We start from the raw sequence: 16,401 nt of genomic DNA, 5'->3' as shown, positions 1-16,401 counted from the left end.
AGTCTTAAAATTAGACAATTAATTCAATTGTTTAATGTCTATTTCTTTGTTTTTAATTCCGTAAGCAATATTTACTTTTTTCCTTCCCCATTCCTTTGCCGCTTTAATATTTAAACCCATGTAAATATCAATTTGATTTCTCTTTCGTGAGTGCATTTTGTCTTTAACCAAATATAAACCTTCCAAACCTTCAATAGCAACAGGCGTATTGTGCTTTAAACCAAGTTTAAGCAAATCTCGAGAAACAGCAATATATTTAAGTCCTGGTTTTAAACTATCACCAAACGCTGTAATATGTGGGTTAGAATTGGTTTGATAGGCAACAGAATTATAAGCAGTTGCAGTAACTTTAAGTGTATTCCATGAGTATTCAGGAGGTTTATCAGTTTTACAACTAAAAACCAACAGAAGTAGAATTCCGATTATCGTCTTTGTTTTCATAGTGCTTGGTTTATTAAAGATACTATTTTTTAAAGAATCTTAATCACATCTAAACTTTTTTGTAACTTGACAAATAGATACTAAAACAAACTAAATATGAAATCTATTAAACTATTATGTCTATTCTTTTTGCTAATTATGAGTTGTAAAGACAAGCCTAAACAAGAAGAGACACTGGAAATTGTTAACGAAGAAGTTGTTGTAACTCCTGAAATGATGGAGCGTGCTAAAGGCATTCACGAACGTGTTATAACACTAGATACACACGATGATTTTAATGTAAATAATTTTACAGACTCTATTAATTACACACAAGATTTAAAGTCGCAAGTCACACTTCCTAAAATGAAAGCTGGCGGATTAGATGTTGCTTGGTTTATTGTTTATACCGGTCAGGACACTTTAACTTCTGAAGGTTACACCAAAGCATATGAAACGGCCATGGGTAAATTTGATGCTATTCATAAATTAGTAACAGATATTGCTCCAGATCAAATTGAATTGGCTCTAACATCTGATGATGTTAGACGCATTAACACCTCTGGAAAGAAAATAGCCATGATTGGTATTGAAAACGGCTATCCTGTTGGAACAGACATAAAAAACGTGGAGAAATTTTATAATTTAGGTGGTCGTTATATGTCGCTTGCGCATAATGGTCATAGTCAATTAAGTGATAGTAATACGGGTGAAAAAGATAATGTTTGGCTTCATAATGGTTTAAGTCCATTAGGAAAAGAGGTAATCGTTGAAATGAACCGTTTGGGAATGATGATTGATGTTTCGCATCCTTCAAAAGAAGCTATGCGTCAAATGATTGAATTGACTAAAGCACCAATAATAGCGTCGCATTCATCTGCAAGAGCTCTTTGTGATCATAGTCGAAATTTAGATGACGAACAATTACAATGGATGAAAGATAATAATGGTGTTGTGCAAACAGTTGCACTTGATGCTTATGTTAACGCTGAAAAAGTAGAGACTCGTGATGAAGCTTTAAAAAGCATTCAAAAAGAAGCAGCCGATTCGTTAGGTGTCAAATGGTACACGTCACGTGAAGAGGTCATGGCTTTAAGTAATGAAGACCAAGGTAAATTTTTTGAATATTATGGCGATGTTGTTCGTTTAGCAAATGAAAAGGCTGAAACTATTGAAGGCTTTCCTCCTGCTGTAAATGTTGCTGATTTTGTAGATCACATAGATTATATGGTTGATAAAATAGGTATAAACCATGTCGGAATTAGTAGTGATTTTGATGGTGGTGGCGGAATTGAAGGCTGGCGCGATGCATCAGAAACTTTCAATGTAACATTAGAATTGGTAAAACGTGGCTACACAGAAGCAGAAATCAGCAAGCTTTGGAGTGAGAATCTATTACGAGTTTTAGATGACGTCCAAGCTGTTGCTAAAGATATGCAAGCACAGAGTAATTCATAAAAAAGTAATAGTTATTTAATGAAAAAACAGCATTGAATTATAAATTCTCAATGCTGTTTTTTTTATTTCGTTTTTTAATAAGCCAACAATTCCTTCAAGGCCGTTTCAAATTTCCCTTTTCCTAAATACTGTACTTCCAATTGATTTATAAATGGAATAGGTGTTTCCATACTAGCTACACGCTTTACAGGCGCATCTAGGTGTTCAAAACAAGTTTCCATAATCATGGATGAAATATCTGAAGCAATACCACCAAACAACGAATCTTCTTGTAAAATAATGGCACGACCCGTTTTTCTAACCGATTTAAAAATAGCTTCGGTATCCAAGGGTTGCAAACTTCGTAAGTCAATTAAGTCTGCTTGAATATCTGGATTGTTATCTAAAGTTTCTAAAGCCCAATGCACAGCTGCTCCATAGGAAATAATGGTAACATCAGCTCCTTCACGTAAACGTGCTGCTTTTCCAAAAGGAATTGTAAAATAATCTGTTGGCACATCCTGACGAATACTTCTATATAACGCTTTGTGTTCAAAGAAAAGAACGGGATTTGGATCGTTTATAGCAGTTGCTAATAACCCTTTGGCATCATACGGAAACGCTGGATATACCACTTTTAAACCTGGTGTTTTTGTAAACCAAGCTTCATTAGTTTGCGAATGAAAAGGACCAGCAGCAACACCGCCACCACAAGGCATTCTCACTACCACATCAGCCTGTTGATTCCAACGGTAATGCGATTTAGCCAAATAATTTACAATCGGGTTAAAACCAGAAGTCGCAAAATCAGCAAACTGCATTTCCATAACAGCTTTCATTCCAGATATAGAAAGTCCCATAGCAGCTTCCACAATAGCAGATTCGCAAATAGGTGTATTTCTAACACGCTCTTTTCCAAACGCTTCTACAAACCCATCGGTTATTTTAAAAACACCGCCATATTCAGCGACATCTTGACCCATGATAATCAAATCATCATGGCGTTCCATGGACTGTTTTAAACCTTCAGAAATAGCATCAATTAGGCGTATTTCTTCTGTGTTTGTGTTTGGTTTAATTTCTTGATAGTCAAATGCTTTATAAACATCATTTAATTCAGTGCTTTCATTGGGAACTATAACGTCTTCATCAAAAGCCATTTGTAAATGTTCATTAATTTCAGACACAATTGCCGCTTTCATTTCAACGTCTTCAGCTTCTGTTAGAATATTTTCATCTTTCAAAAATGTCTGAAAATTTTCTAACGGATCTTTCTTCGCCCACATATCCATCAAATCTTGTGGTACATATTTGGTACCACTCGCCTCTTCATGCCCACGCATTCTAAAGGTTTTAAATTCAATTAAAATTGGACGTGGATTTTGACGAACGCTTTCCGCTAAATCACGCATCTTCGTATAGACTTCTATAATATTATTTCCGTCTATAATATGTGACTCCATGCCATAACCAATACCACGATCCGCAATATTTTCACAATTATATTGTTCGCTAGTTGGCGTAGATAAACCGTATCCATTATTTTCAACACAAAATAAAACTGGTAATTGCCAGACTGAAGCCACGTTTAATGCTTCGTGAAAATCACCTTCACTCGTACCACCTTCACCTGTAAAAACAGCTGTAACCTCCTTTGTGTTTTTTAATTTACTTGCTAATGCAATCCCATCTGCAACGCCTAATTGTGGACCTAAATGCGAAATCATACCAACAATTTTAAACTCTTGTGTTCCAAAATGAAAGGACCGATCACGACCTTTGGTAAAACCATTTGCTTTTCCTTGCCATTGGCTAAATAAGCGATATAAAGGAATATCACGTGTGGTGAAAACGCCTAAATTTCGATGCATGGGCAAAATATATTCATCAGAATTCAAAGCCATAGTTACGCCTACAGAAATAGCTTCTTGGCCAATTCCTGAAAACCATTTAGAAATCCTGCCTTGGCGTAATAGAATTAACATTTTTTCTTCTATTAAACGTGGCTTTAGCATACGCTTATAAAGTTCTAATAACTCACTACTATCAAGACCCGTTTTGTTATAGGCTATATTACTCATAGATGATACTGTATTGATCATAAAATTCGTTTGTCAAATATACTATAAATTGATAATTACAAATAACAATCTAACAATAAATAGTATTCCAAACTTTATAATGTTTTCGTACATTTGTAATACATACCTATTAAAAACAATATCCTTATGAATACAATACCAAGTGTTAATTTAAAAGATTTTACATCCGAAGACCCAAAATGCAAACAACAATTTGTAGATGCTATTGGAAAGGCCTACGAAGAAATTGGTTTTGTTGCTTTAAAAGGGCACTTTTTAGATGATAAGCTAGTCGATAATTTATATGGAGAAGTGAAAAACTTCTTTGAGCTGCCATTAGAAACCAAGCAGAAATATGAAATTGAAGGTATTGGTGGTCAGCGTGGTTATATTTCTTTTGGAAAAGAAAGCGCTAAAGGCAAGAAGGAAGGCGATTTAAAAGAGTTCTGGCACTTTGGACAGTTTGTAGAAAACAATCCGAAATTAGAAGCAGAATATCCTAAAAATGTAGAAGTTAAAGAATTACCTGAATTTAATAAAGCAGGTAAAGAAACGTATCGCATGTTGGAAAAAACAGCTAAATATGTGTTACGTGCTTTAGCATTGCATTTAAAATTAGAAGAAACATATTTTGATGATTACATCCATAATGGGAATAGTATTTTACGTCCAATTCACTATCCACCAATTATAGATGAACCAAAAAATGCCGTTCGTGCAGCTGCTCATGGTGATATTAATTTAATCACGCTATTAATGGGTGCGCAAGGTCGTGGTTTACAAGTTCAAAACCATAAAGGCGAATGGTTAGATGCTATTGCAGAACCAGATGAATTAATGATAAATGTGGGTGATATGTTATCAAGACACACTAATAATAAATTAAAATCAACCATCCATCGTGTAATTAATCCGCCAAGAGAACTTTGGGGAACATCACGTTACTCAATTCCGTTTTTTATGCATCCGATAAGTGATATGAAATTAGACGTTTTAGATAGTTGTATTGACGACGAAAACCCAAAACAATTTGATGATATTTCAGCAGGCGATTTTTTAAATGAACGCCTTATTGAGTTAGGGTTAATTAAAAAGTAAGTATGGATTTACAAGATCAATTAAAGAATCTTTTTCCAGAACATATTGAGGAAGAATCTGAAGCTACAGCAGATGCAAGCAAAGGTTTATGGATTCAAGATGACCCTATATTATGCAAATATGAAAAACGCAAAGGTAAGCCTATTACCATTATTGATGGCTATACTGGCGCGACCGAAGATTTTAAAGCCTTAGCAAAAGAACTGAAAACAACCTTGAGTGTTGGTGGCAGTTTTAAAGATGATAAAATTATTATTCAAGGCGATTATCGCGATAAAATAATGGCCATTTTAAAAGAAAAAGGATTTCAAGTTAAACGCGTTGGAGGCTAATGGATAAAGGCATTCTTCATATTACTAATGGTACGCATTTAACAAACTATTTACAAGAATTAGATGTTGAAGGCTCTTTTTTAACATGGCAAGAAATGTTATGTGATGGTCCTACTCCTGTTCAAATAGATTCGCAACGATTTATAGATACCCGAAAAGCGTTTTTAAAAAACGTGTATGCCATTGAGATTAATGAAGAAGAAATAAAAAACGAATTAAGAATTTTAGACAATACAGAAGCGTTTTATGAAATTGTTCTTTGGTTTGAATATGATTTGTTTTGCCATATTAATTTATTGGGTGTTATAAAATTACTTCAAGAAAGAAAAGTAAATTTACCGCTCTATTTAGTCTGTAGCGGACGTGTTGAAGGCGAAAAAAACTTAAAAGGATCGTCAGAATTAACAGCGGACCAACTTTTAGATCATTATGATAATAAAGTATTATTACTAGATTCAGATATAGAAATAGCACGATCCATTTGGCATATTTACTGTGGTAAAGATCATAATTTGCTAAAACCTTATATTGTTAAAAAATCATCTTTTATATATTTGAATAGTTGTCTTAAAGCCCATTTAAAACGTTTTCCAAATTTAAAAAGTGGTTTAAGTGTTATTGAAAAAAACATACTAACTATTGTTCGTGATAAAGACGTTAAATCAAAAGGGCATTTAGTGGGTTATGCTTTAAATTTTCAAGGTTATTATGGCTATGGTGATATTCAAATTCATCATATAATTAATACCTTATCCCTGTTTTTTGAGGAAACAGAAAACAGTATTAAATTAAATCGAAAAGGTCATGAAGCCCTTATTGGATTGCGAAACTTTGCTGCTGAAATTAATAACAATACAGTTTTTGGTGGTGTTAACCGATTAGATTTTTATTACAGCACCAAACATAACGAACTTATAAAAAAATAAAAACATGCCAATAAAAGAATCCGAACTGATATTAAATCCAGATGGAAGTGTTTATCATCTAAATTTAAAACCAGAGAATATTTCAAACACCATAATTTTTGTTGGTGATCAGGATCGTGTTGAAAAAATAACCAAATATTTCGATTCTATTGAATTCACCACTCAAAAACGTGAATTTAAAACACAAACAGGTATTTATAAAGGGAAACGGTTAACGGTTATATCTACCGGAATTGGTCCTGATAACATTGACATTGTCATGAATGAATTGGATGCCTTGGTAAATATTGATTTACAAACACGTCAACCAAAAAAGAATCTTACATCTTTAAACATTGTTAGAGTTGGTACGTCAGGATCATTACAACATGATATACCTGTTGATAGTTTTGTCCTTAGTTCCCATGGGTTGGATTTAACTGGTTTACTTCATTTTTATCAAATAGATCCGTATACAAATCCTAAAATTGAATCGGCTTTTATCAATCATACCAATTGGCATAGTAATAAATCGAGACCTCTTTTTATTGCCAATAGTTCCACATTACAAAATCATTTTTCTTCTGAAAAAACGACCACAGGCATTACAGCAACTGCTGTTGGTTTCTATGGCCCACAAGGTCGGGTGTTGCGATTACCTGTTCAGGATGCTGATTTAAACACTAAAATGGATTCATTTGATTTTGAGAACAATCGGATTTCAAATTTAGAAATGGAAACATCTGCTATATATGGATTATCAAAATTATTAGGCCATCATGCGTTATCCCTTAATGCCATAATTGCTAATCGTGCCAATGGAACTTTTAGCAAAGACCCAAAAAAGGTTGTTGAGAATTTGATTATTTACACCTTGGATAAAATGATAACATTATGAAAACGGTAAAAATAGGTGGTGTTCCAGAACATTTCAATTTGGCTTGGTATTTAACGTTGAAAAATGGCGATTATAAACAAGAAAACATCAATTTACGCTGGCATGATTATCCAGGCGGAACTGGAGCTATGAGTAAAGCCTTGCGCAAAGGCGATATTGATATTGCTGTTATTCTAACGGAAGGTATTATTAAAGATATTATTGAAGGAAATCCTTCCAAAATTGTTCAAACATTTGTGGAAACCCCTTTAATTTGGGGAATTCATGTAGGCGCAAATTCGCCGTACCAGTCCCTGAAAGATATAAAAGGAACCAAAGCAGCTATTAGTCGCTATGGTTCTGGATCGCATTTAATGGCTTATATAAATGCTCAAAATAATAATTGGGATACAACAAAAGACTTACAGTTTGAAGTCGTCAAAGATTTAGATGGTGCTGTGGATGCGCTTTCAAATAATTCGGCAGATTATTTTATGTGGGAAAAATTTATGACCAAACCCATAGTAGATAAAGGTGTTTTTAGACGATTGGGTAACTGCCCTACCCCTTGGCCTTGTTTTGTAATTGCTGTTAGTGATCATTTTATTGAAAATCATTCCGAAGAATTACAAACTATTTTGAATATCATAAATAAGTCGACTAAAGACTTCAAAACAATTCCGAATATCGATCAAGTAATTGCGTCACGATATGATCAGAAATTAGAAGATGTTCAGGAGTGGTTATCATTAACGGAATGGTCGCAAAGTGCCATTGATGAAGATACTATCAACAATATCCAAGAGCAATTATTAGCGTTGGATATTATTTCAAAAACGGTTCCTTATGATACACTAGTTCATAATTTACCATAAAACCCATTCACAAAATATACATGAGATTTTTTATAATTATATTTATTTTAAGCTTCGGCTTTATGGGTTGTAAAGCTCATGACACGCAATATTTTAAAAGTGGCATTGAAATACATCATCAAGTATCAATTACAGAAACCGATTCCAGTACCAATAATGAACTACGAATAGTAAATAGAAATCCACAATATACAGTTAGAATATTATATGATAATTTTGGTCTTTGGAACAAAACTAAAGCACCAACAGAGACGTATGGTCGTTATTATATTTGGGAAAACTTACAATTATTCAAAAACAGTTCAGAACGTTATACAATTGTTTCTAGTACTAGTGGAACCGATTTATACTCATCAGCATGGGTTTTTGATTCCGAAACAAAAGATTGTTTATCAAATTCTTCACCTATAAAACGATACATTATTGATTTTTTTGCTTCAGGTATGAAAAACGTTAATAAACAAAACAACGATGCTTTTTATACAGCTACAAGATCTGCAAATTAAAATACGGTAAGAATGTGATTATTTAGAGATTTTCTTTAATTCTGAATGTGGTAATAAAAGTGTTAAAATAGCATTCATGATGTGTTTTATTTTACCTATAATTTAACAAATAGTTGAATTACTCATCCAAATCACCTAGTAATCACGTCTTTAAAAACACACCTTATATCGATAAATGTTAAAATTATTATAATTTTTAAGTAAATTGCAGTATATTTGACTCCTTGAGATCAATTAAATTCATCGCTTATGCTATTAACGATTACTTTTTTACTCACTTTTTTGGTTGTAGTTAATTTTTTATTACTAATCTTTAGTTGTAACAAAACCACAAAACGTGTTAACCAAAAAATTGAAAACCGACCAACATTTGTTGTTACTAAAAACAGAGTTATTTCTACTAAATCAGTTCAACTAGCGCCTACTGGGAGTTAATTAATTGTTTTTCTTTTTTCACGCAACCTTTTCTTTAAATGTGCATCTACTCATAAATTGAATTATGAAAATTGCATCTTTCACAATACTGACAGGAATTTCTTTATGCGCTTCTATTTGCTGTCCTGGTGAGGATGATTATATATATTCCAACACGAACGTAAGGAATGATACGATTATACAGATAGAAAACAATACAAACAATTTTCAGGTTGATGACACCATCTATATTTCAACGACCCTCAATAATGAACAAGTATCCATAAATGATACGACGGTTTTTTTAACCGATTTTATTATTCCAGATTCTTCAGATAACTTCTACTATTACTATTTAAATTTATATAAGGAAACGGCTTATGGCACGTACGCTTTAATTGAACTAAATGAAAATGCATTAGAAGTTATTGAAGGTGAGACAACGGTAGATTATCAAAGTTTATTTGTTCGTTGCGATTTTGACAATACTATTTTCAACAATAAATTTGGCATTAAACTTTTGGAATCTGGTAGGTATTACCTGTCAGGCTCACAGAGTTATTATAATGAGGATGAAGAATTGGTTAGTATTTCAACTGTTTCTTATAATAATGAACACATTTCTATCAACTCAAAAATTATGGAGTCTGACACAATTGGACGCTATTATTTTACCGTAAATTAACTACCATTTTATAGGTAAATAGCCTTTACTTTCTAGAATAGCATTCGTTTTACTAAAATGGTTATTTCCATACCAATAACCTCTATTTGCACTTAATGGAGATGGATGTCCACTAGTAAGAATGGTATGTTTATTTGTGTCAATTAATTTAGATTTCTTTTTAGCAAACCCACCCCAAAGTAAAAACACTACATCATTCTGTTTGTCACTAATAGTTTTGATTACGTTATCCGTAAAGGTTTCCCAACCCATTTTTTGATGACTAGCAGCTTCATGAGCTCTAACGGTTAATGTGGCGTTTAATAATAAAACACCTTGTTTTGCCCAATGTAATAAACTGCCACTTTCTGGATACGGCTTTTTGATATCAGACTCCAATTCTTTAAAAATATTTCTTAAAGACGGTGGATGTGGCGTGTTTTCATATACACTAAAGCATAAACCATTAGCTTGACCTACGCCATGATACGGGTCTTGGCCAATAATAACTACTTTGGTTTCTTTAAAAGGGCAAGCTAAAAATGCTTGAAAAATTTCTGATGCTGGCGGATAGCAGGTGTGTTTTTGATATTCAGATGCTACAAAAGCCATTAATGCCTTAAAATAATCCGTTTCAAACTCCTCTTGTAAATACGGCATCCAACTTTCATGAATTTTCACTTCCATTTGTATAACATTTTTTATGTCAGCACTAAATTAATATTATCTTTAGCATCATAAAACAATATGTCTTGAAAAATTTAAAATTTCCAACAGCACAAACAATTTTACTTATTATTGCTGGACTCGTTGCCTTGTTAACATGGATTATTCCTGCGGGGAAATACGATACGTTAGCTTATAATAAAGCAGGTAATAGTTTTTCTAAAACACATTTAGAAACGACAGAAACATTACCAGCAACTCAAGAGACATTACAAAATTTAAATATAAATATCCCTTTAGAAAAGTTTACAGAAGGTGATATTTGGAAACCTATTTCTATTCCAAATACGTATCAAGTTGTAGAAGCCAAACCGCAAAGTTTAGTAGAATTTTTTCAATCTCCAATCAAAGGAATAATTGAAGCTTCTGATATTATTTTTCTCGTATTAATTATAGGTGGATTAATTGGTATTATGAACTATACTGGCGCTTTCGATGCTGGAATATCCTGGTTAGCCATCGCGCTTAAAGGTCATGAATATATCTTAATTATACTGGTTACAACGCTTATTGCATTAGGAGGAACCACATTTGGATTAGCTGAAGAAACCATTGCCTTCTACCCTATTTTAATACCCATGTTTTTAGCTGCGAAATATGATGCTATGGTACCATTAGCTACGATTTATTTAGGTTCATCCATCGGAACTATGTTTTCAACGGTTAACCCGTTTAGTACAATTATAGCTTCAGATGCTGCCGGAATTAATTGGACAACCGGTTTAACAGGTCGTGTTATCACATTAATAATAGGTGTTGTAATCTGTATTGTTTATATTTTACGATATGCCAATAAGGTGAAAAAAGATCCTACTAAATCCATAATTTATAGTCAAAAAGAAGAAATTGAAGCACATTTCGGAACTAAAAGTGATAACATTTTAAAATTAACGACTAGGCTACGTTTAACACTCATTGTATTTACACTTTGTTTTGTGGTCATGATATATGGTGTATCGCAATTAGAATGGTGGTTTGTAGAAATGACAACGGTATTTTTTGTTGGTGCCATTTTAATTGGAATTATTGGAAAAATTCAAGAAACAGTTTTTGTTGAAACCTTTGTTAGAGGAGCTTCAGATTTACTAGGTGTGGCTTTAATTATAGGAATTGCACGAGGCGTTTCCGTTTTAATGAATGATGGGTTAATTAGCGATACCATGCTATATCATGCAAGTACAGCAACGGAAGGGATGAATAAAGGTTTTTTTGCAAATGCCATGCTATTTATTTATAGCGGACTTTCCTTTTTCATTCCTAGTTCTTCTGGAATGGCTGTTTTAACCATGCCAATTATGTCTCCTTTAGCTGATACCGTTGGTTTTGGTCGTGAAATTATTGTTAACTGTTACCAATATGGTATGGGTTTATTTGCTTTTATTAATCCAACTGGATTAATTCTAGCATCATTAGCCATTGTAAAAGTGGGTTATAACAAATGGCTGAAGTTTGTTTTACCACTTCTACTGATACTAACCATTTTCACTATGATTATTATAACCCTTCAAGTGTACTTATAATCTTGAAAAACGTTATTTAGTATTGTCAGCTTTTAAAAAATCAAGAATTTTTATGTTTACTACATCCGCTTGGTCAACTGTTAAAAAATGTCCTGCGTTTTCAATTATTTCACCTTCACCTTTAGGAATTAAGGTTTTGGCCATTTGAATGGTTTTTGAGTTATTAATAACGTCATCATCACCAATTAAAACTAATACAGGCATTTTCAACGACTGAAAATCTCGCTTGGAAAACGGACGCATATCCAAGACAAATTTATTGATAGAATCATTACTCTCCGATTTATAGTATTGCTTTAAATATGTTTTATCAATATTAGCAACATTACTAGACATGGACTTTAAGCCTTGTTCTATTTGTTTTTCTTCGGAAGAAAAAAGGGTTATTAAATTTTTCAATAAATCAGCACTTGGTCTAATCCAAATAAAGGTTTGCGCAGGACTTAATAATACCATCTTTTTGATACGTTTTTGATTATACAAGGCTATTTTCATAGAAATCCATCCACCTCTCGAAGCACCAACAAGCGTAAACTCTTTAAGCTTCAGTTGATCAAAAATTTCATTATACCAAGTAACAATTTGCTCAACATCATCAAAAGTTCCTGTTTTAAGAGATTTCCCAGGTTCCAAAATAAAATCGATTGCGAACAATCTATAGTCCTTTGAAAGTGCTTTAGCATTTGGATACCAACTCGTTGAAGTCGCATTCATACCATGCAATAAAACCAATGGTTCGCCATTATCAGGACCACTAACTACAACATGGGCCGTTCCAAAACTAGTCGGAATATATAATTCTTCAACTGGAATATCCCATAGTTTTAAAGATGCATCATAAGCATCAAAATATGGTTTTAATTTAGCATTTGGTTCTGCTACATAATTCGGTTTTTCAGTATATTTTAAATAGTCCTTTTTACAAGATGTTAACGTGATGACTATTGTAAGAAGAATTAGGGCTTTTAATATTTTCATAAATTTATTTCTAAAAAGCCAAAGCTACATAAATATAAAATGAACTTATACTTTTTAACTTTAGATTAGTTTTAAAACATAATCCGTATTTTTGTTATCCTAAAAAAAGCTATTCCTTTCCATAAGGACAATTTATGATACATATTCACGAAAAAACACTCCAAGATCTTGAATTTTCAACAGTTTTACAACAAGTAAGTGAGTTGTGTGTTACGGCTTTAGGTCATGAAGCTGCATTACAAATTACGCCTTTAAATAATAAAGAGTCTGCTATAAAAGCCTTGGTATTAACTAATGAATATCTAGCGTCATTACTAAATGATAACCGTATTCCCAATCATGGTTTTGAAACCATTGCTAAAGAATTAAAGCTTTTAAAAATTGAAAACACCTATTTAGAAGCGCATAGTTTAAAAAAAATAGTGTCTATTTCTGTTACAGCTAATGATATTATTCTATTCCTTAAGAAATTTCAAGAGTATTATACCAATTTATATGAATTTGCTTCAGAAATAGAAGTTACCAAAGCTTTAATTGAAGAAATTGATACTATTATAGATCGCTTTGGTGATGTAAAGGACAACGCATCGTCATTATTATATGAGTTACGACAAGATATTAACAAGGTAAAAGGGAAAATTAATCAGAGTTTTTCTTCGGCACTTCATTCGTATCACCAATTAGAATATTTAGATGATATCCGTGAATCTGTTGTGGACAACAAGCGTGTTTTAGCGGTTAAAGCAATGTACAGACGCAAAGTGAAGGGTTCCATAATGGGAGGCAGTAAAACGGGAAGCATTGTTTATATTGAGCCTGAAACCACGTTGCAATACACGCGTGAGCTGAACAATTTGGAATATGAAGAAAATGAAGAGGTTGTTCGGATTTTAAAATCGCTTACCGATTTCATCCGGCCATTTTTACCGCTTTTAAAGCAGTATCAAGAATTTTTAACGCAAGTTGATGTTATTTCTGCCAAAGCAAAATACGCCAAATCTATGGATGCTATTTTACCAGAAATTAGTGATAATCGCGAGCTATATTTACGAGACGCTTTTCATCCATTATTATATTTAAGTAATAAAAAGAAAAACGAAAAAACATATTCCCAATCTATTAAATTAACCCAAGAAAATCGGATTATTGTTATTTCAGGTCCAAATGCTGGTGGAAAAAGTATCACTTTAAAAACAGTTGGGTTATTACAAATTATGCTCCAATCGGGATTTTTAATTCCGGTTCATGAGCGTAGCAATGTATTTTTATTTGATAGAATCATAACTGATATTGGTGATAATCAATCTATTGAAAACCATTTAAGCACCTATAGTTATCGCTTAAAGCAGATGAATTATTTTCTGAAGAAATGTAATAAAAACACCTTATTTCTTATTGATGAGTTTGGAACAGGATCAGATCCAGAACTTGGAGGTGCTTTAGCTGAAACGTTTTTAGAAGAATTTTATCATCGTGAGGCATTTGGAATTATAACTACGCACTACTCCAATCTTAAAATATTAGCCAACGAGCTACCGTATATGCAAAATGCTAATATGATGTTCGATGAGAAAACATTGGAACCTATTTACAAACTAGCATTAGGCCAAGCTGGAAGTTCGTTTACGTTTGAAGTAGCTCAAAAAAATGGCATTCCATATAGTTTAATAAATCGTGCTAAAAAGAAAATTGAAAGCGGGAAAGTTCGTTTTGATAGAACGATAGCTAAACTGCAAAAGGAACGTTCAAAATTAGAAAAAACAGAACAATCCTTAAAGGAAAATGAACGCAAGAAGCTAACTGAAGCTGAAAAGCTGGAAGAAATAAACATAAAAATCCAGAAGAAACTGGAAAGCTATCAAGAATTATATGATAGCAATCAACGACTAATTTATTTGGGTCAGAAAATTGATGATTTATCAGAGAAATATTTCAATAATAAACAAAAACGCGAACTGATGGGTGAGTTATTCAAACTCGTTCAAATTGAAAATTCTAAACGTAAAAAAACGACGGTTAAAAAACAAAAGGCCGAAAAAGCTAAAGTTCATAAAGTAAAACAAGAAGCCGAGAAAACTGTTGCTGTCATACGTGAAAAGAAAAAAGTAGCAAAGGAAAAAGAAAAGAACAAGCCAGCCGCTCCAAGACCTGTTTTAAAAATTGGTGATCGCGTTCGCATGCAAGATGGTCGTGCTGTAGGAAGTATTGATAGTATTGAAAAAAACAAAGCCATTGTTAATTATGGCATGTTTACAACTAACGTTAGCATGGATCAGTTGGAATTGGTGGAAGCTGTTAAGAAATAAGGTTTTAAATTATGTTATGTTATCTTTTTAGCCACTCATAATTAATTCTTGCGTATTTTTGTAATATGATAGATGGATTACCAGATAATAAGCAATTAATTCTCTTTGATGGTGTTTGCAACTTATGCAATAATGCCATTAATTATGTTATAAAACACGATACACATAATGTATTTATGTTTGCAACTTTGCAAGGTAAAACGGGTAAACAAATAATTAAAAAATTTAAAATTGACACAAGTAAAATGGATTCTATTTTGCTTTATTCTTCAGAAAATAAATTGTCCTACAAATCTACTGCTGCACTCAAAATAGCTTGGAAACTTGGATTTCCACGTAATTTATTAGCCGTTTTTTTTATAATTCCAACTTTCTTAAGAAACTGGGTTTATGAATATATTGCAAAAAACAGGTATAAATGGTTTGGTAAAAAAGATGCGTGTATGCTACCTACAAAAGAATTGCAAGCAAAGTTTCTGAATTAACTGATTTATTTTTTTTTAACTGTTCTAAAATGTAAGCTAATTGCCAATTCGAAATTTATTATTTAATAAATAACAATTATAAAATCAAAAACAATGAAAAACACGCTTAAATTAACAGCCATTTTATTAATGGTAATTACCACTAGTTGTTCTGGTATTAAAGTATTAGATGCTTGGAAATCAGATTCATCAGCTAATATTATGAATAACAACATTCTTGTTATTTCAAGAACAGAAAACAAACAAGCACGTATAGCTTTTGAGCAAGAAATAGCAAAACAACTACGAGCAAAAGGTATGAAAGCTACTGAAAGCTTTAAGGAAATGCCAAACTTTAATCATGATACAGAATTAACAGAAACACAACAAAAAAACTTCAAAGAATTTTTAAGCAATGAAGGTTATGATGCCGTTATTGTTACTGTTGTAAAAGATTATCAAGAGCGGACTGAAACGTCTCAAGATGGTGGTTATTATGCTGGTGCTAGCTACTACCCATCATACTTCCCCGGTTATTATGGTGGTTTCTATGGTTATTATGGAAACAGAATGTCATACTCAACTTATGGAAGTTATGTACCTATGAGTTCTACAACTCAAGTTGTTAAAACGTACATCGTGGAAACTGTGGCTTACGATTTAACACAGGAAGATGGTAAGCAACTTGCTGCTGTGGTAACGACTAAAATAGACGACCCACAAAATGTCACTAAAAATGCTGTTGAATACACTGAAAAAATTACAAAAGCATTAACTGATAAATAATTTATATTTTTA

General features: G+C 32.6%; 16 protein-coding genes. 12 read left to right on the top strand and 4 right to left on the bottom strand.

Translation table 11 applies throughout. The annotated features are described in order from the left end of the window. Nucleotides 1-18 precede the first annotated feature (18 nt). Nucleotides 19-441: a 3D domain-containing protein gene (locus ES675_RS07765; protein ID WP_066247774.1), complete on the bottom strand. Its 423-nt coding sequence runs from the start codon at nucleotides 439-441 to the stop codon at nucleotides 19-21. 96 nt (nucleotides 442-537) lie between these two features. On the opposite strand from ES675_RS07765, the gene ES675_RS07760 reads away from it, so the two are divergent. Beyond that, the gene (locus tag ES675_RS07760; RefSeq protein WP_066247772.1) at nucleotides 538-1,878 is read left to right on the top strand and encodes a dipeptidase; all 1,341 of its coding nucleotides are present in this window, start codon (nucleotides 538-540) and stop codon (nucleotides 1,876-1,878) included. Between the two features lie 74 nt (nucleotides 1,879-1,952). On the opposite strand, the gene ES675_RS07755 is transcribed toward ES675_RS07760, so the two are convergent. Further along, nucleotides 1,953-3,959, bottom strand: coding sequence for an alpha-ketoacid dehydrogenase subunit alpha/beta (locus ES675_RS07755; protein WP_066247771.1), 2,007 nt, complete (start codon nucleotides 3,957-3,959; stop codon nucleotides 1,953-1,955). 126 nt (nucleotides 3,960-4,085) lie between these two features. Between ES675_RS07755 and ES675_RS07750 the strand changes: the two genes are divergently transcribed. From ES675_RS07750 to ES675_RS07720, 7 genes are all read left to right on the top strand, one after another. Continuing rightward, on the top strand, nucleotides 4,086-5,036 hold the full coding sequence (locus tag ES675_RS07750; RefSeq protein WP_066247770.1) for an isopenicillin N synthase family dioxygenase: 951 nt from the start codon (nucleotides 4,086-4,088) through the stop codon (nucleotides 5,034-5,036). A gap of 2 nt (nucleotides 5,037-5,038) precedes the next feature. Beyond that, nucleotides 5,039-5,368, top strand: coding sequence for a translation initiation factor (locus tag ES675_RS07745; RefSeq protein ID WP_066247767.1), 330 nt, complete (start codon nucleotides 5,039-5,041; stop codon nucleotides 5,366-5,368). After that, entirely contained in the window at nucleotides 5,368-6,294 is a 927-nt protein-coding gene (locus ES675_RS07740; RefSeq protein ID WP_066247763.1) for a DUF1835 domain-containing protein, read from the top strand. The genes ES675_RS07745 and ES675_RS07740 overlap by 1 nt, the downstream gene beginning before the upstream one ends. 4 nt (nucleotides 6,295-6,298) lie before the next feature. Next, nucleotides 6,299-7,171, top strand: coding sequence for a nucleoside phosphorylase (locus tag ES675_RS07735; RefSeq protein WP_066247760.1), 873 nt, complete (start codon nucleotides 6,299-6,301; stop codon nucleotides 7,169-7,171). Next, a complete protein-coding gene (locus tag ES675_RS07730; RefSeq protein ID WP_066247758.1) occupies nucleotides 7,168-8,025 on the top strand; it encodes a substrate-binding domain-containing protein in 858 nt (285 codons plus the stop codon). The genes ES675_RS07735 and ES675_RS07730 overlap by 4 nt, the downstream gene beginning before the upstream one ends. A 20-nt stretch (nucleotides 8,026-8,045) precedes the next feature. Next, on the top strand, nucleotides 8,046-8,531 hold the full coding sequence (locus ES675_RS07725; RefSeq protein WP_148367356.1) for a hypothetical protein: 486 nt from the start codon (nucleotides 8,046-8,048) through the stop codon (nucleotides 8,529-8,531). A gap of 499 nt (nucleotides 8,532-9,030) precedes the next feature. Next, the gene (locus tag ES675_RS07720) at nucleotides 9,031-9,630 is read left to right on the top strand and encodes a hypothetical protein (RefSeq protein ID WP_066247752.1); all 600 of its coding nucleotides are present in this window, start codon (nucleotides 9,031-9,033) and stop codon (nucleotides 9,628-9,630) included. On the opposite strand, the gene ES675_RS07715 is transcribed toward ES675_RS07720, so the two are convergent. Further along, on the bottom strand, nucleotides 9,631-10,296 hold the full coding sequence (locus ES675_RS07715) for a uracil-DNA glycosylase (RefSeq protein WP_066247751.1): 666 nt from the start codon (nucleotides 10,294-10,296) through the stop codon (nucleotides 9,631-9,633). Between the two features lie 65 nt (nucleotides 10,297-10,361). Between ES675_RS07715 and ES675_RS07710 the strand changes: the two genes are divergently transcribed. Beyond that, nucleotides 10,362-11,855 carry a YfcC family protein gene (locus ES675_RS07710; RefSeq protein WP_066247749.1) on the top strand — a complete coding sequence of 498 codons (1,494 nt, stop codon included), beginning with the start codon at nucleotides 10,362-10,364 and terminating at the stop codon, nucleotides 11,853-11,855. A 12-nt stretch (nucleotides 11,856-11,867) separates the two neighbouring features. On the opposite strand, the gene ES675_RS07705 is transcribed toward ES675_RS07710, so the two are convergent. Then, entirely contained in the window at nucleotides 11,868-12,833 is a 966-nt protein-coding gene (locus ES675_RS07705) for an alpha/beta fold hydrolase (protein ID WP_066247747.1), read from the bottom strand. Between the two features lie 134 nt (nucleotides 12,834-12,967). On the opposite strand from ES675_RS07705, the gene ES675_RS07700 reads away from it, so the two are divergent. The 3 genes from ES675_RS07700 (at nucleotide 12,968) to ES675_RS07690 (ending at nucleotide 16,389) form a co-directional block, all read left to right on the top strand. After that, nucleotides 12,968-15,139 carry an endonuclease MutS2 gene (locus tag ES675_RS07700; protein WP_066247745.1) on the top strand — a complete coding sequence of 724 codons (2,172 nt, stop codon included), beginning with the start codon at nucleotides 12,968-12,970 and terminating at the stop codon, nucleotides 15,137-15,139. Between the two features lie 65 nt (nucleotides 15,140-15,204). Further along, entirely contained in the window at nucleotides 15,205-15,624 is a 420-nt protein-coding gene (locus ES675_RS07695) for a thiol-disulfide oxidoreductase DCC family protein (protein ID WP_066247742.1), read from the top strand. A 93-nt stretch (nucleotides 15,625-15,717) separates the two neighbouring features. Then, nucleotides 15,718-16,389: a hypothetical protein gene (locus tag ES675_RS07690; RefSeq protein WP_066247739.1), complete on the top strand. Its 672-nt coding sequence runs from the start codon at nucleotides 15,718-15,720 to the stop codon at nucleotides 16,387-16,389. Nucleotides 16,390-16,401 lie beyond the last annotated feature (12 nt).

Source organism: Algorimicrobium algoritergicola (assembly GCF_008086165.1).
Classification (GTDB): Bacteria; Bacteroidota; Bacteroidia; order Flavobacteriales; family Flavobacteriaceae; genus Algorimicrobium; species Algorimicrobium algoritergicola.
This window is presented reverse-complemented; position numbering and strand designations above follow the sequence as displayed.

What these genes read in the sequence shown, in the direction of transcription:
- ES675_RS07700 (WP_066247745.1), top strand. Translation starts at nt 12,968, where the DNA reads ATGATACATATTCACGAAAAAACACTCCAAGATCTTGAATTTTCAACA.
- ES675_RS07750 (WP_066247770.1), top strand. Translation starts at nt 4,086, where the DNA reads ATGAATACAATACCAAGTGTTAATTTAAAAGATTTTACATCCGAAGAC.
- ES675_RS07720 (WP_066247752.1), top strand. Translation starts at nt 9,031, where the DNA reads ATGAAAATTGCATCTTTCACAATACTGACAGGAATTTCTTTATGCGCT.
- ES675_RS07735 (WP_066247760.1), top strand. Translation starts at nt 6,299, where the DNA reads ATGCCAATAAAAGAATCCGAACTGATATTAAATCCAGATGGAAGTGTT.
- ES675_RS07755 (WP_066247771.1), bottom strand. Translation starts at nt 3,959, where the DNA reads ATGATCAATACAGTATCATCTATGAGTAATATAGCCTATAACAAAACG.
- ES675_RS07740 (WP_066247763.1), top strand. Translation starts at nt 5,368, where the DNA reads ATGGATAAAGGCATTCTTCATATTACTAATGGTACGCATTTAACAAAC.
- ES675_RS07760 (WP_066247772.1), top strand. Translation starts at nt 538, where the DNA reads ATGAAATCTATTAAACTATTATGTCTATTCTTTTTGCTAATTATGAGT.
- ES675_RS07715 (WP_066247751.1), bottom strand. Translation starts at nt 10,296, where the DNA reads ATGGAAGTGAAAATTCATGAAAGTTGGATGCCGTATTTACAAGAGGAG.
- ES675_RS07695 (WP_066247742.1), top strand. Translation starts at nt 15,205, where the DNA reads ATGATAGATGGATTACCAGATAATAAGCAATTAATTCTCTTTGATGGT.
- ES675_RS07745 (WP_066247767.1), top strand. Translation starts at nt 5,039, where the DNA reads ATGGATTTACAAGATCAATTAAAGAATCTTTTTCCAGAACATATTGAG.
- ES675_RS07690 (WP_066247739.1), top strand. Translation starts at nt 15,718, where the DNA reads ATGAAAAACACGCTTAAATTAACAGCCATTTTATTAATGGTAATTACC.
- ES675_RS07730 (WP_066247758.1), top strand. Translation starts at nt 7,168, where the DNA reads ATGAAAACGGTAAAAATAGGTGGTGTTCCAGAACATTTCAATTTGGCT.
- ES675_RS07725 (WP_148367356.1), top strand. Translation starts at nt 8,046, where the DNA reads ATGAGATTTTTTATAATTATATTTATTTTAAGCTTCGGCTTTATGGGT.
- ES675_RS07765 (WP_066247774.1), bottom strand. Translation starts at nt 441, where the DNA reads ATGAAAACAAAGACGATAATCGGAATTCTACTTCTGTTGGTTTTTAGT.
- ES675_RS07705 (WP_066247747.1), bottom strand. Translation starts at nt 12,833, where the DNA reads ATGAAAATATTAAAAGCCCTAATTCTTCTTACAATAGTCATCACGTTA.